Genomic DNA, 15,395 nt, shown 5'->3' on the forward strand with positions numbered 1-15,395 from the left:
AGAAGAAAACAGCCGGTTGATCAGCCGGCTGTTTTCTTCTATGTTTACTTAAAAATTTACGTATTATATTCGGTTTCATCCAAATGTTTTAGTGCGTACTCAATACACTGATTTACTATTTTGTTAAAAGATACTCCAGTTTTTTCATTTAACAACATGAGCTGATCAAAAGTTTCAGGTTTTAAACGGATCGTACGATTTATAGAAACCATTTTTTTAGTTTCCTTATTAATTTTAAAAGAGTCCATAATATCACCTTTATAGAGTTACTTGTCTACCTCATTGACTTTAATTACTCCATATTGTTTTTCAAAGTCTTCCACACTTTTTCGAACAAGGTATAGTAACTGTCCGTTTGCGGAACGGCCTGAGTAAGCAGCGACATATCGTAGTTTATATAATAATTCTGGTTCTATTCTAAGTGAAAGATGCTTCACATTATTCTTTTTCAATATAATCACCTAATTTAAATCTATTATAGGTTCATTTTAACTCCAATTTATGTTATAATACATTTATGAAACCAAAATGAGTCCATAAAATTTCGAGGTGAGTATATGAAAACAGCGATTATTGGTTCCAGAACCATTTCAACTATCAATATTGCAGATTATATTCCTTGTGGAACTACAGAAATTATTACAGGCGGTGCAAAAGGTGTTGATCGTTTAGCTGAAAACTTTGCAAAAAATAATCATTATACTTTGACTGTTATTTTGCCCGATTACAGACGTTATGGCAAAGCCGCACCGCTAAAAAGGAATGAGTTGATTGTGCAGAACTGCGATCTTTTGATTGCAGTGTGGGACGGTAAGTCTAAGGGAACAGCTTATACCATACAATATGCACAGAAAATAGGCAAAGAAGTTATTGTCTGTATTCCAAATGAGTTGTTATACAGATAGTAAGCACTATAAAATAGTTCCTTGAACTTATTTACCAAGTATCACTTGGCAAAGTGGATGTTCTTCTTTGCGTGGCCAAAGAAGAACCAAGAAAGGCCACCAAAGGGGGCATGCCGCTTCGGTACAGTGAGTATGGACGTCATTCCCCCTTTGGATTCCCCCTCTGCCCGGCCGTCTCTCAGCGGGGCAAAGAAGCACAGCGTTCGCTGGGTTCGAACGTCCGTAACATTGACGGTTAAGTCTGTATATCCGCTCGCCCTGCATTCCGAATCCATCATCAATGTGATTGATTCTATGCTGTGTGATAAAGGTTCCGTTTTGTGCTTTAAATAAACAGGGTGGTTGCCCGACGTGCCTGTCTAAGAAAGTTGAGTCCCTGTAGAATTATTCGTAAGATGCCTAATCGAAGATTACGTGATATATTTGTGACCGATGCAGTCTACAAGAATTGATGTCAGTCCACGAACCAGCGAAGGTATTGGGGTACCATGAGAGAAAACCATAACCGGGAAAGCGTCCGCTGCTAGCTATGCCCAACCACCCTGCCAAAAGCAATACGCCGCCCGCAGGCGGCCGAAATAGATATCCCAATATCAGAGGGGATTTTCAAGGGGGCCATCTGGCCCTAAGCGGCACACTGTATGGCCCCCTTGAACGGCCTTTCTTGGTTACTTCTTTGGCCGCGCAAAGAAGTAACGACCACATTGCCAAGTGGCTCTTGGCAAACAAAGAAAATCCGCTGTACCACAGCGGAACAGCGGAACAACGACCACACAGCCAAGTGTCACTTGGCAAACAGCGAAAAAAGGCTGTACCCACATGAGACATGCGGGTACAGCCTTTTAGGTGGCTTTTATCGTGTACATAAAGGCAGCGCCGCGTATGACAACCAATGCGACGCGCTATTTTTCACAGTAATCCAAACGGATCAGCGCCTTACAATTCGGCAGCGGATATACCTCCCGCAGAGTATTTGTAAATCCAGCCTGCAGAAGCTGCTTTGTCAGATCCATCTCTTCTATGTCCGTATGGACAGACGCAATGCCGGAAAAAGACCTTTGATAGGGAGAATCCGAGACGAAGCTTTCATCCGGATTTTTCTGGATGACGCAGGAAACACGGCAGGGACCGGACTTCTGCATCTGCCGAACGAATCGGTCAATGCCGATATACTCGATGAACAGGTTGGCAATGATCAGGTCCGCTTTGGGCAGAGAGATGGACAGGTCGGTCAAATCCAGCTCCAGCAGGGCCAGCCGCGCTCCCAGATGACCGTACCGCTTCCGGCAGACATCGAGATAATCCTGATTGATATCGACGCCATACACCATATCATGCCTTTCAGGATCGATCAGGTCCAGCCCATTGCCGCCGGCGACGCCCAGAATCATCACACGGCGTGCATCGCCATCCAGCTGCCGCTGCATGATGCCATGCAGGGTCTGTAATTGAAAAACATCGTCAAGCTGCATATGCGCTTCATAGTCCTGCAAAGGGACTTCTTCCCAGGGATTCATCTGAACCCATCCCTTCCGATAATTTCCCAGGAAACCCGGCGGTCAGCCGGTTTTTCTGATCATTCTAGTCCTGTGCCGGTGTCACAAGGTCAAAATAGTTGGAGACGCCGACGATTCTGCCGTCCTTCTTATAGACGCGCGGCACGCGCTTGCTGACCGCGCAGACCAGCTCATAGTTGATGGTGCCGCAGATGCCGGCAAGCTCATCGACCGGGAGGAATGCCCCGTCATCCTCGCCGAATACCGTCACAATGTCGCCGGCCTTTGCGTCGATGCCGGTCACATCCAGCATCAGCTGATCCATACAGACCCGGCCGGCAATCCGCACGCGTCTGCCGTGCAGCAGCATCTCGCCGCGGTTGGAAAGCAGTCTGCTGTAACCGTCCGCATAACCGATGGGAACTGTTGCAACGGTGATATCCCGGTCCGGCGTGAAGGTGCATCCATAGCTGATGGGACAGCCCTTCGGCACCCGCTTCACCAGCGAGATGACCGTTTTCAGCTGCATCACCGGGTATAGCTGCGTTCTGCTGCGCATTTCATCGCTCGGATAAAGCCCATACAGCGAGATGCCAAGCCGGGCCAGATCCAGATGCATGCCGGGATAGCTGAGGATACCGGCGCTGTTGCAGCAGTGCCGGATAAGCGGACGGCAGCCCATCTCCTCAAGCATGCTGCAGACCGCCATGAACCGGTCAAACTGCAGCCGGGTGTAGGAGACGCCCTTTTCCTCATCCGCGGCGGCAAAATGCGTGAACACGCCGGTCGGATGCAGGCCGGGAAGTGCGATGCAGTCCTTCAGTTCATCGCGGATCCCCGCGTCGGACGCGACAAAACCGATGCGGGTCATACCGGTATCGATCTTAAAATGAATGTCGACCGTTACACCGGTACGAACGCATTCATCCGACAGCGCTTCGGCATATTCCCTGGAAAATACCGCCTGGGTGATACGGTGCTCGGCCAGGGATGCGGCCATTGCCGGCGGCGTGTACCCAAGAATCAGGATATCCTGATTCGCTCCATACCGGCGGAGATGTACGGCCTCTTCGATGTTAGACACACCCAGCCAGCTGACGCCGGAGTCCGTCAGCTCCCGCAGGACATATTCATCGCCGTGGCCGTAGGCATCCGCCTTGATGATGGCCATCAGCTGACAGCCGCCGCTGAGCTTTTCAGTAAAGACCGCAATATTCCGACGCAGCCGGTCCAGGTCGATTTCGGCCCAGGTGCGGTGCACAAAGGAACTGTTCAATGTAAATACACCTCTTCATTTATCAGTCCGCATGGCAATGCGGGGATTTGTGCCGACGAAATAGGGAGAATGAAGCTTTTGGTCATGAAGGCTGTGCTTTTCATGTGGAGAAGCACAGCGAACCGGGAGAAAGGTCTACTTTAAGGATATGCGGATGGTATGAGAATCATGGTCCTCCATCGGACAATGTGCAGGGGGAGATAAAAATCGTTAAAAGTGTGCCTCCAAAATAGTTGGAGGCACATGGATGTTTATGATGAGATTGCAGAAAATTTATGTTGGACCATATAGAATACAATACAAAAAGAAGCATGATGATACCAGCTGGCCGGCGGGTTTATTTCTCCTCGTGATAGGTTTCCTCGGTGTTGACATTCCAGACCTTCCGCTTGTCGGTCGAGCCGCTTTTGATGGCGCGGACCGTTTCGAAGGCGGTCAGCATGGAATGATCCATGTTGTTGTAGCGGTGCTGTCCGTTCCGGCCCACACAGAACAGGTTTTCATATCCGTCCAGGAAGCTCTGCACCTTGTCAAATTCTTCGTAGGTGCCGAAATAGGCGGGATAGGCTTTCTTGACCCGCAGGCGGGTGCTGTCCACAACATCCGCGGGTTCGATGATGTCGATCTTGGCAAGCTCGTCGATTGCGAACCGGATAAAATCCTCATCCGATGCGTTCCACATCTCGTCGCCTTCATTGCAGAAATATTCGAGTCCGACCCAGACCTTATCCTTGAAATCTTCCACCATGTACGGGGACCAGTTGTTGAAAATCTGCAGGCGGCCAAGACGCACATCCCGTTCCTGAATGTAAATCCAGCAGTCCGGAACAATGCCGGCGACGGTTTTCATCTCTGTTTCATTTTTGATTTTCAGCTTGTTCAGCAGCAGGCCGACCGTGATGAAATCGCGGTACGGCAGATTTTCGGCGACATACTGCACCCGTTCGGGCACGCCGTCCATGCCGGATATCAAATCCTTTACCGGCATCGAGGAGATCAGATAATCGCATGACAGCTCATGCGGCTGTCCGTTCGCATCGGTATAGGAGACGCCGGTCACGCGGTTTCCGGCTGTATCGATGTGGTCCACGCGGCACTGCATGCGAACCTCGCCGCCGCGCTCCTCGATTTTTTTGGCAAGCAGCTCCCAGAGCTGGCCGGGTCCCTTTTTCGGATAGATATATTGTTCGATCAAAGAGGTTTCGACATCCTTCTGATCGATGCTCTTTCGTTTGAACGGTTTTGTCAGCGCCGCGCCGAGCGCACCCCAGAGGGAAAGCCCCTTAACGCGCTGCGCGCCCCAGTCCGGCGCGATTTTGGAGGGATGAACACCCCAGAGCTTGGTGGTGTAGTCCTCGAAGAACATTTCGTACAGCGGTTTGCCGAAGCGGTTGATGTAGAAGTCCTCCAGGGAATGGACCTTTCTCTTTTTGACGGTGCAGGCAAGCACGCCGAAGCCGGCTTTCATGGTGCGGCCAAGCCCCATATTCGCAAAGGTGCGGTATTTTAATGAAATCGGATAGTCAAAGAATTTGCGCAGGTAGAAGATGCGGGATACGCGGGTACGGATCAGCATGACGTTTTCGTCCTGTTCCGGGTCCGGGCCGCCCTCGATCAACGGCTTTTCGCGGCCGAGCAACTTGTCGTCCCGCGCTTCGGCTCCCTGGATCGGCATCAGCTCGGCCCAGAACTTCATGACCTCGTCGTTCTTCGAGAAGAACCGGTGCCCGCCGATATCCATGCGGTTGCCGTTGTGAACAGCCGTGCGGGAGATGCCGCCGATGAATTCGCTTTCCTCCAGAATGATCGGATGTACATCCGTTTCGGTCAGCAGCCGGTAAGCCGCAGTCAGGCCCGCGGGTCCCGCGCCGATGATGACCGCCGTTTTATTTGACATGGCAGTTGCCTCCTTGATGATTATCGTTCAAATATCAAAATTTTTCTGCCCAGATAGTTCCACAGCAGGACGGCGCCGGTGACAAACACCTTGACCAGCAGATAGTTGAAATGCAGCAGGTTGACGCCAAGCCACATGCCCAGCTCGGTCAGAACCAGGCCCACCATTCCGACGAACAGGAAGATCAGGAAGGCTTTGAGGCCCTTTCCTTTGTCCTTCTGTTTGCGGAACACGAAAACCAGCGACATGATATAGTTGAAGATGAGTCCCGCGGTGAATCCAAGCGCAGTGGAAATATAAAGGCCGATGCCGTCCGCCTTGATCAGATATTCATGACAGACAAACAGCACGCCGAAATCGATCAGGGTGGCAAGTCCGCCGACAAGCAGATAGCGGCAGAACTCGTAAAACAAATCCTTTAGATTGGTCTTGTCCAGTTTCATAATAGACTCCCTTACAGGTTTGAGATGGATGATCAGATGATTTTTGTCGATACAGCTAAAATATCTCGTTAAATTGTACCATATTTTCACACCTTCATCAATTGTTGAGTTCTGAACAGTTTATGGCGAAATATCTTGACTTTTTGGAAATCCATAAGAAACGGTGTGCATTCGCTGTGTACATGGGGAACGCGGCAGCATCTGCATCCGAATCCAGGCCGGCGGTTGGCCTTTTGCAGGAAGCTTAAGGGAACGTATCTGCGGAAAACGGGAGAGATCGGGCAACCATCTCCATCTGCAGACCGCAGCCGCAATCAACATGGCAAAAAAAGTGCCGCTTTCTTCGGAGGGGAAGGCATTCTTCCTTCAGATGCGAAAGAAAGGCGGCGGGAAGCTGTTTGATCTCTGCCGATGAAACAGTTCCCGCCGCTTTTTATATTCTGATATTATTTCTGAACAGCATCCGCCAGCACATGGGCCATATCGGTTTTTTCCCAGAGGACCTCGAGATCTTCTCTTCCAAGATGTCCGTAAGCCGCAAGCTTCTGATAGATCGGCTGGCGCAGGTCGAGCTTTTCAATGATCGCGTCCGGCCGGAGGTCAAAGACCTTTTTGACGGCGTCGGCGAGCAGCTCATCGGCGACTTTGCCGGTGGAGAAGGTGTCCACCATCACCGAAACCGGATGCGCGACGCCGATGGCGTAGGCAAGCTGCACCTCGCAGCGTCTGGCAAGCCCGGCCGCGACGATGTTCTTGGCGATGTAGCGGGCCATGTAGGCGCCGGAACGGTCCACCTTGGTCGGGTCCTTGCCGGAGAACGCGCCGCCGCCGTGCCGCGCATAGCCGCCGTAGGTGTCGACGATGATCTTGCGTCCGGTCAGTCCGCTGTCGCCCTGCGGGCCGCCGATGGCAAACCGTCCGGTCGGATTGATGAAATATTTGGTCTGACTATCCAGATATTCGGCCGGGATGATCGGTTTGATCACATATTGAAGGATATCGCTGCGAATCTCCTCGATGCTCTTTTCCGGATCGTGCTGGGAGGACACGACGACCGCGTCGATGCGCGCAGGCCGGTCGTCCTTGTATTCGACGGTGACCTGTGTCTTTCCATCCGGGCGCAGGTAGGGAAGCGTGCCGTCCTTGCGGACCCTGGTGAGCTGCATCGCCAGCTTGTGCGCCATGGAGATCGGCATCGGCATCAGTTCGGGCGTCTCATCGCAGGCATAGCCGAACATCATGCCCTGGTCGCCGGCCCCTGTCATCTGGGAACCGGATTCCTGCTCCTTGACTTCCAGGGAATTGTCGACGCCCAGCGCGATATCCTGCGACTGTTCGTCGATGCTGGTCAGGACACTGCAGGTATGGCAGTCAAACCCATATTTTGCGCGGTCATAACCGATATCCTGCACGACGCCGCGCGCGATGCTTGGGATGTCGACATAACAGCTTGTACTGATTTCGCCCATGATTAAAATCATGCCGGTGGTGGCGACCGTTTCACAGGCGACCCTTGCCTGCGGATCCCTGGAAATAATCGCATCCAGCACGGCGTCGGAGATCTGGTCGCAGATCTTGTCCGGATGTCCCTCGGTCACCGATTCGGATGTAAACAACTGTTTGTTCATGTATGGTACTCCTTTAGCCAATGAATTTATCAAAACAGATCCCGCCCAGTGCGGGATGCATAATAAGGCAACGATATCCATTATAAAAAAAGAAACATCCGGAGATTTTCGCCGGATGTTTGTCACTGCAAAAATCCTCATCTTCCGGTTTTACAATCCGTAGGATTTAGCACCTTGTTATAAAAACAGGTTGCCGGGCATCACAGGGCCTAGTCCCTCCGCCGCTCTCGATAAGGTTGTCTATAAAGTTTTGATAGTGTCTATATTTTATCATCCGGCTATATACCTGTCAAGTATACGAGTTTTAAGAAACAGCAAACAAATTATTTGTTTCCGCTTGTCAAATATGCATAGTGTGATTTGACGATGCTGCCAGATATACTTGGCAACATCGTCAGATCACGCTGTTATGCACACATTGTTACGCAATGGTTTTATGTAATTTGTCAGGAACCCTTCACATGGTAGGGGGCATATCGCTGAAGCTCAGCGATACTACGCTGTTTGCCAAGTGACACTTGGCAGTGTGGTCGTTACTTCTTTGCGCGGCCAAAGAAGTAACCAAGAAAGGCCGTTCAAGGGGGCCATGCAGAGTGCCGCTCCTAGCAAGATGGCCCCCTTGAAAATCCCCTCTGATATCCCGCTATCCTCTTCGGCCGTCTGCGGGCGGCGTTTTGCTTTTGGCAGGGTGGTTGGGCATAGCTAGCAGCGGACGCTTTTCCGGTTACAGGTTGTGCATATGGTACCCCAATACCTTAGCTGGTTCGTGAACTGACATTGATTCTTATAGATTGCATCGGTCACGAATATATCACGTAATCTTCGAAGAGGCATCTTACAGGGAATCTACAGGGATTCAACTCTCTTAGACAGGCAAGTCGGGCAACCACCTTGTTTATTTAGAGTATAAAACGGAACCTTTACCACACAGCATAGTGCAGATGATTATGCTGATGGACTCGGAATACAGGGCGAGCAGAAATATATAGATATAACCGCCAGAATAACGGACGGGCGAACCCAGCGAACGCTGAGCTTCCTTGCCCTAAATATGGTGCGGACGGGCAGAGGGGGTTTCCAAAGGGGGAATGACGTCCATTCTCTCTCTACCGAAGCGGCATGCCCCCTTTGGCGGCCTTTCTTGGTTCTTCTTTGGCCGCGCAAAGAAGAACGTCCACTTTGCCAAGTGTCACTTGACGAACAAAAGAAAGCCGCTAGTCTGCAGCGAAGTCATAGGGGGCCACTGCGCAACAGCAAAATCCAATCCGCTAAGCAGAAAAACTGGACAGCCAGGGCAGAATACCAATATTCCGCCCTGGCTGTCCAGTTTTTTTCGATCTATCACAGAACCTGCCGTTCTTCTTTTTCTTCTATACGGACCTGAACACTCAGCTCCTTGAGGTTCTTTTCCTCCACGGAAGAAGGACAGCTGGTCATCAGCTCGCTGGAATTCTGCACCTTCGGGAACGCGATGACGTCGCGGATGGATTCCTTCTTCAGCATCAGCATGACAAGCCGGTCAAGGCCATAGGCCATGCCGCCGTGCGGCGGCGCGCCGTACTGGAACGCGTCGATCAGGAAGCCGAACTGCTCCTTTGCCTGCTCTTCGGTGAACCCAAGCGCTTTAAACATCCGCTGCTGCAGATCCGGATCGTTGATTCGGATCGAGCCGCCGCCGACCTCACAGCCGTTGAGCACCATATCATATGCTCTGGCATGCACCTGATCCGGCTGGGTTTCAAGCTTATCGAGGTCTTCAAGCTTCGGGCAGGTGAACGGATGATGCTTCGCCGCGTACCGGCCTTCCTCCTCGTCATACTCGAAGAGCGGGAAGTCGGTCACCCACAGCAGATCAAATATATTTTCGTCGATCAGGTCAAGCCGTTTTGCCAGCTCACAGCGCAGCGCGCCCAGCGCGTCAAAAACAACGCTGTTTTTGACGTCCGCCACGACCAGCACAACATCTCCAACCTGCACGCCCATGCGTTCCCGGATGGATTTTTTCTCGTTCTCAGAAAGGAATTTCTCAAAGCTGGAGCTTCCGTTCTCATCGGTCATGCGGGTAAAGGCCAGGCCCTTGGCCTGATAGGTCTTCACAAAGTCGACCAGCTTGTCGACCTCCTTGCGGGTCAGCACCGATGCCGCGCTCTTGACGTTGATCGCGCGCACGCTGCCGCCGCCTTCAATCGCGCCCGCAAACACCTTGAAGGTGGTTCCCTGCAGCAGGTCGGTCAGGTCCACAAGCTCCAGCCCAAAGCGGGTATCCGGCTTGTCGCTGCCATACCGGTTCATCGCCTCTTCGTACGGGATACGGCGGAACGGCGTTTTGATGTCGATATCCAGAATATCCTTGAAGACCTCCTTCATGAAGCCCTCGTTGACCGCCATGACGTCGTCCTCGTCGACAAAGCTCATCTCCAGGTCGATCTGGGTGAACTCCGGCTGGCGGTCGGCGCGCAGGTCCTCATCGCGGAAGCACCGCGCGACCTGCATGTACCGGTCATAGCCGGACAGCATCAAAAGCTGCTTGTAGAGCTGCGGCGACTGCGGCAGCGCGAAGAACTTGCCCGGATGCACACGGGACGGAACCAGATAATCGCGCGCGCCCTCCGGCGTGGATTTGATCAGGACCGGGGTTTCAATCTCCAGGAAACCGTTCTGGTCGTAGTAGTCGCGCGCCTTCTTGACGATCTTGTGACGCATCTGCAGCGTGTGCTGCATCTCGGAACGCCGCAGGTCGAGATAGCGGTATTTTAAACGCAGCTCCTCTTTGACGTTGGTCTGATCGGTGATCTCGAACGGCGGGGTCTGCGCCTTCGCCAGAATACGCAGGTCCTCGACGAATACCTCGATGTCGCCGGTCGGAATCTCCTTGTTGACCGATTCACGCACACGCACGACGCCCTTGGCCATCAGCACAAACTCGGCGCGCACCGTCGCGGCCTTCTCGAAGACCTCCCTGTCGGAGCTGTCGTCGAACGCCAGCTGCAGGATGCCGCTGCGGTCCCTTAAATCGATGAACAGCAGGTTGCCAAGGTTCCTCACCTTCTGGCAGAAGCCGCAGACCGTGACGGTCTGTCCGACGTTTTCCTTTGAGAATGCACCGCAATAGGCGGTTCTTTTAAGTCCTTCCATGGTTTCCATAGCTCTCTTCTCTCCCCAAATTGATTTTTATTGCCAAAAAGGGCCGGCCACGCACGCAGGACCGAACATGCCGAACCGGCATGGGCCGCAGGCAAAGGCCAGCCCTTTCAGATTTCATTGTTTTTGGTCGTATGGGAAATAATCTGTTTATCGGCAGCATGAACATGCATCCGAAGCGTCCTGCGGCGCTGCCGCACAGACCGTTTTGAAATGATCCGTTTACCGGCTCAGTGAACCGTTTAATCCATGTGCCAGATGTTCTCGGCATAGTCGCGCACCGCGCGGTCGGCGGAAAAGATGCCCGCGCCCGCGATGTTCGCCAGCGACATGCGCTGCCATTTCTGGATATCCGGATAGATGCTGGACGCGTACGCCTGCGCGTTCTGGTAGGCGTTGAAGTCCGCCAGCACCATATACGGGTCATATTTTGCGATCGAATCGGCCACGTCGCCGAACGCGCAGTCGCCGATACCGCTGTACATCAGATCGACCGCATGCTTGATGACCGGATTGTTCTGATAGATGTCGTTCGCAAAGTAACCGCGGCGTTTGCGCTCGTTGACCTCCTCGGTCGTCATGCCGAAGATGATGATGTTGTCGTCCCCGACCGCATCCTTGATCTCGACATTCGCGCCATCCAGCGTACCGATGGTCACCGCGCCGTTGATCATCATCTTCATGTTGCCGGTTCCCGAAGCTTCGGTTCCCGCCAGGGAGATCTGTTCGCTGATCTCGCTGGCCGGCATCAGCAGCTCGGACAGCGTGACGCTGTAGTCCTCCAGATAGACAATCCGCAGCTTTTCGCGGATGATGGGATCTTTCTCAATCTCCCCTGCGAGGTTGAACAGCAGCTTGATGATGCGCTTCGCCAGGAAGTATCCCGGCGCGGCCTTGGCGCCGAAGATGTAGGTCTTCGGAACAAAATCGGCGTTCGGGTTCTCCTTGAGGTACTGGTACTGCGCGATGATGTTCAGCGCGTTCAGGTGCTGCCGCTTGTATTCGTGCAGGCGCTTGACCTGCGAATCGAAGATCGAATCGGTGTTGATGCTCACGCCGGTCTTGTCAAGGATGTGCTTCGCAAAGTTCTCCTTGTTGATCTTCTTGACCTTGGCAAGCTGCTCGAGCACCGCTTTGTCGTCAAGGTATTTATTGAGCTTCGAAAGCTCGGATGCATCCTTGATAAACCGGTCGCCTATCAGCTCCCTGATAAAATCAGTTAGCGCCGGGTTGGCCTGATACAGCCATCTGCGGGTCGCGATTCCGTTGGTGACGTTCGTGAACTTCTGGGGCGTCACGGTGTAGAAGTCGTGGAACACATCCTCCTTGATGATTTCGGAATGCAGCTTGGAAACGCCGTTGACCGAATGCGAGCCGATCACGCTCAGGTTCGCCATGCGCACCTCGTGGTTCGCGAGCACTGCCATACGGGAAATCTGGTTCAGGCTCACATGCTGGTTCTCAAACAGGTCCTTGCAATAGCGCTCGTTGATCTCATGGATGATCTGGTAGATGCGCGGCAGAAGGCCCCTGAAGAGGTCCTCATTCCAGGTTTCAAGCGCTTCGCGCATGACCGTGTGGTTTGTGTAGGCAAAGGTCTGCGTGACAATCTCCCAGGAGCGGTCCCAGGAATAGCCGCAGTCATCCAGCAGGATGCGCATCAGCTCCGGGATCGCCAGCGAAGGATGGGTGTCGTTGATGTGGATCGCAACCTTTTCCGGCAGGTTTTCAACCGTGCCGTAGGTCTCCATATGATGGGTGATGATATCGTTGATCGAGGCACTGACCAGGAAATACTGCTGCTTTAAGCGCAGGGTCTTGCCCTCGACATTGTTGTCGTTTGGATAAAGCACCTTGCTGATCGCCTCGTCGGCCGAGCTCTGCCCGCCGGCGTTGACATAGTCGCCGCGGTTGAACGCTTCCATATCGAAGAACGGGCTGGATGCCTTCCAGAGCCGCAGCAGGCTGACGCTCTCGGTTTTGTAGCCGGACACGTACATGTCGTACGGGATGGCGCGGACCGTGTGATAGTCACGGTGCTGCACATGGTGGTAGTTGTCCTCCCACATCTCGTCGACCACGCCGCCGAATTTGACCTCATGCGCGGCGTCCTCGCGCGGCACCAGCCAGACCTGTCCGCCCGGCAGCCAGTTGTCCGGCGTCTCGGTCTGCCAGCCGTCCACGAACTTCTGTTTGAAGATGCCAAACTGGTAGCAGATCGAATAGCCCATGCCGGTGTAGCCGTCGGTCGCCATGCCGTCCAGGTAGCAGGCCGCAAGCCGTCCAAGGCCGCCGTTTCCAAGGCCCGCGTCCGGCTCCAGCTCATACAGGTTGTCGATGTTGACGCCGAAGTCCTTGAGCGCGCCGCCGAACGCGTCCTGCAGCTCCAAATTGTAGATGTTGTTGCGCAGCGAGCGGCCCATCAGGAACTCCATGCAGAGATAATAGACCTTTTTCTTGGCGTTCGCCTCGGTGCGCGCGACCTGTGTCTTGCGCTTCTTGGCCAGGATATCCCGGACCACAAGCGCACAGGCCCTGTAGAAGATTTCATCCGACGCGTTTTTGACGTCGATGCCGAATTCCTCGGTGATTTTGTTATGAATATGATGTTTGATGTTTTCTTTCGTGAAAATGTTGCCCATATATGACCTCCGATGTTCATTTTGCTGGTTGTTCTTTTTCGTTCTGCCGCACCGCAAACCTGTCCGCGGAAAGCGATTCCATCCCATTATTGTTTCCCGCCATTTTCCGGTTCATACCAGACTTTTCCCCCCGGGACCCGCTTATACTGCTTCTATTATATATGGAATCGGTCTATTTCGCAAGTTTTCCGGGAACGCATCTCATTTTACGATAGAAACGTGTTTTTTCGCGGACACTTTTTGTGGAGGATTACCCGCGTACAGGGCGGTTTTCCCGCCTCGCCTGCAGATATCTTCCAAGGAAAAATGCTCCTGTCACAACGGTCGGCACAATGTAACGGAAGTCCATCGTACAGCCGAACGGATACTGGATGTTGAAATAGATGAAGGAAACGATCTGAATCGCCCAGATCGCGAACATGCTCCAGTTTCCAAACCGATTGTCCGGGTTTTTATCCCTGACCAGCACATAGACCATGGCGTACAGGGAAAAGAGGATCAGCGCGACATTCAGGAACACCAGCACCTGCAGAAAGACTGTCGTGATGGTGTCGGCCGGGAACTCAAACTCGCCGAATAGAGAGCATTTAGCCGTGTAGGTCCAAAGGTTTGCATCCTCAAACGGATGGCAGAACGGCGTTTGGAGGATTTCGGACACCGGGAATGTCAGGAAACGGTCCACAAAGCTGACGTTTCCGACAAACAATTCGGAGGTTGGCGAGATTTCGGCAATATAGCTCAGCGGCTGTCCGAACAGGATCATATTGCGGATTGGGTACCACAGCCCCAGCGGAAACGCCACTGCACCGAAGGCTGCGAACTGGCCGATGAGACGGCCGAACCGGCGTGCCCGGACGCCCTTGACCAGCACGATCAAAAAGATCACGCCGGTATACAGCGCGATCATCGCGCCGGAGGTTTTGCTCATCATCGAGCAGCCGATGCTCACGCCCAGCAGCAGGATGTTCTTAAAGCTCGGGTTCTGGTACCATCTCACGGTGTAGAGGACGGCGACCATGAAGAAGAAGATCATCGCCATGTCGTTGTTGATGCTCGCGGACAGGATCATAAAGGTCGGATGCAGGCAGACGACCGCCATTGCGATCAGTATCGCGCTGTCGGACATGCGGAATTCTTTAAACAGCCTGTAACAGACGACCATGGTGGCCGCAGAGAAGAAGCAGGGCACCATCTTGACGGCCTGGAACATGTCGTTCATGTAGCTCGTAAACAGCGATGTGATGTTGTAGACGGCCGCGCTGATCATATGGCTCAGCGGCGGATGGTAGAACTGGTTGCCGTAGCCGTCCGGCAGCTTCCCGAAGTTCGCCAGATTGTAGATATACTGCAGATGGCCGTTGTTGTCGAGATTGCCAAGGTCGTGCTGGCGCTCGTTGAACGGCGTCATCAGCATATAGACGATGCGCAGCAGCAGGCCGATGAACATCAGGATCATGACGATCTGCGCCGTGGTCAGCTTCTGCTTGCGCAGGAACAAGCCCACCGCGAGCGCAATCAGGATGACCGCGCAGGCGATCATCACCGTGTTGTAGGCCACTGTGATTTCCATGAATCCCGCCGTGATGCTGAACAGCATGAAACTCAGCAGGATCGCGCCGGCAATCAGCAGATAGGGACTGAACCGGAATAATTGTTTTCTCCAGGATGGTTGCTGCAACTTGTCTGCACCGCCTTTTCTGATCATCCGCCGGTATTGCGCGGCGGATGTTGTATTCTGAATCGATGCGCCGGTTGGGCGCTGAATAGATCATTCATCCGGCAAATGATTTCGTCGGATGAATGATCTTTTTATTTCGCAGGATTGTGGCTATGATACGGGTCATCATATTCCGCCGGAACGCGGCGGGGCGCTTTGGTACTGCCAGGATGCCTTGGCAAGGTGGCAGTTACACTTTTGCCGGCCAAAAGAGTAACCAGAAAAGGCCGTTCAAGGGGACTGCCGCCCC

The 15,395-nt window shown here is 53.0% G+C and carries 9 protein-coding genes and 1 riboswitch; of the genes, 1 reads left to right on the top strand and 8 read right to left on the bottom strand.

Annotated elements, in window-relative coordinates:
* Nucleotides 1-557 precede the first annotated feature (557 nt).
* A complete protein-coding gene (locus BN348_RS10770; RefSeq protein ID WP_040197993.1) occupies nucleotides 558-905 on the top strand; it encodes an SLOG family protein in 348 nt (115 codons plus the stop codon).
* A gap of 902 nt (nucleotides 906-1,807) precedes the next feature.
* Here BN348_RS10770 and BN348_RS10780 read toward each other — a convergent pair.
* From BN348_RS10780 to BN348_RS10820, 8 genes are all read right to left on the bottom strand, one after another.
* A complete protein-coding gene (locus BN348_RS10780; RefSeq protein WP_040197995.1) occupies nucleotides 1,808-2,422 on the bottom strand; it encodes a class I SAM-dependent methyltransferase in 615 nt (204 codons plus the stop codon).
* 64 nt (nucleotides 2,423-2,486) lie between these two features.
* Entirely contained in the window at nucleotides 2,487-3,677 is a 1,191-nt protein-coding gene (gene alr, locus BN348_RS10785) for an alanine racemase (RefSeq protein ID WP_040197996.1), read from the bottom strand.
* A 337-nt stretch (nucleotides 3,678-4,014) separates the two neighbouring features.
* Nucleotides 4,015-5,574, bottom strand: a complete 1,560-nt coding sequence (locus BN348_RS10790; RefSeq protein WP_040197997.1) for an NAD(P)/FAD-dependent oxidoreductase — start codon at nucleotides 5,572-5,574, stop codon at nucleotides 4,015-4,017.
* Nucleotides 5,575-5,594: 20 nt separating this feature from the next.
* Nucleotides 5,595-6,017, bottom strand: a complete 423-nt coding sequence (locus tag BN348_RS10795; protein ID WP_040197998.1) for a GtrA family protein — start codon at nucleotides 6,015-6,017, stop codon at nucleotides 5,595-5,597.
* Between the two features lie 446 nt (nucleotides 6,018-6,463).
* Nucleotides 6,464-7,645 (bottom strand): methionine adenosyltransferase, encoded by a 1,182-nt coding sequence (gene metK / locus BN348_RS10805; RefSeq protein WP_040198001.1) that lies wholly within the window; start codon nucleotides 7,643-7,645, stop codon nucleotides 6,464-6,466.
* 134 nt (nucleotides 7,646-7,779) lie between these two features.
* A riboswitch (SAM riboswitch) is annotated at nucleotides 7,780-7,882 on the bottom strand.
* 1,104 nt (nucleotides 7,883-8,986) lie between these two features.
* Nucleotides 8,987-10,789: an aspartate--tRNA ligase gene (gene aspS / locus BN348_RS10810; protein WP_040198002.1), complete on the bottom strand. Its 1,803-nt coding sequence runs from the start codon at nucleotides 10,787-10,789 to the stop codon at nucleotides 8,987-8,989.
* 239 nt (nucleotides 10,790-11,028) lie between these two features.
* Nucleotides 11,029-13,428, bottom strand: a complete 2,400-nt coding sequence (locus tag BN348_RS10815) for a glycogen/starch/alpha-glucan phosphorylase (RefSeq protein WP_040198003.1) — start codon at nucleotides 13,426-13,428, stop codon at nucleotides 11,029-11,031.
* Nucleotides 13,429-13,678: 250 nt separating this feature from the next.
* The gene (locus BN348_RS10820; protein WP_040198004.1) at nucleotides 13,679-15,106 is read right to left on the bottom strand and encodes a phospholipid carrier-dependent glycosyltransferase; all 1,428 of its coding nucleotides are present in this window, start codon (nucleotides 15,104-15,106) and stop codon (nucleotides 13,679-13,681) included.
* Between the last annotated feature and the right edge of the window lie 289 nt (nucleotides 15,107-15,395).

The sequence above is a fragment of the Candidatus Soleaferrea massiliensis AP7 genome, from assembly GCF_000820765.1.
In the GTDB taxonomy this organism is placed as follows: domain Bacteria; phylum Bacillota; class Clostridia; order Oscillospirales; family Ruminococcaceae; genus Soleaferrea; species Soleaferrea massiliensis.

What these genes read in the sequence shown, in the direction of transcription:
- BN348_RS10770 (WP_040197993.1), top strand. Translation starts at nt 558, where the DNA reads ATGAAAACAGCGATTATTGGTTCCAGAACCATTTCAACTATCAATATT.
- BN348_RS10780 (WP_040197995.1), bottom strand. Translation starts at nt 2,422, where the DNA reads ATGAATCCCTGGGAAGAAGTCCCTTTGCAGGACTATGAAGCGCATATG.
- BN348_RS10790 (WP_040197997.1), bottom strand. Translation starts at nt 5,574, where the DNA reads ATGTCAAATAAAACGGCGGTCATCATCGGCGCGGGACCCGCGGGCCTG.
- BN348_RS10795 (WP_040197998.1), bottom strand. Translation starts at nt 6,017, where the DNA reads ATGAAACTGGACAAGACCAATCTAAAGGATTTGTTTTACGAGTTCTGC.
- metK (WP_040198001.1), bottom strand. Translation starts at nt 7,645, where the DNA reads ATGAACAAACAGTTGTTTACATCCGAATCGGTGACCGAGGGACATCCG.
- aspS (WP_040198002.1), bottom strand. Translation starts at nt 10,789, where the DNA reads ATGGAAACCATGGAAGGACTTAAAAGAACCGCCTATTGCGGTGCATTC.
- BN348_RS10815 (WP_040198003.1), bottom strand. Translation starts at nt 13,428, where the DNA reads ATGGGCAACATTTTCACGAAAGAAAACATCAAACATCATATTCATAAC.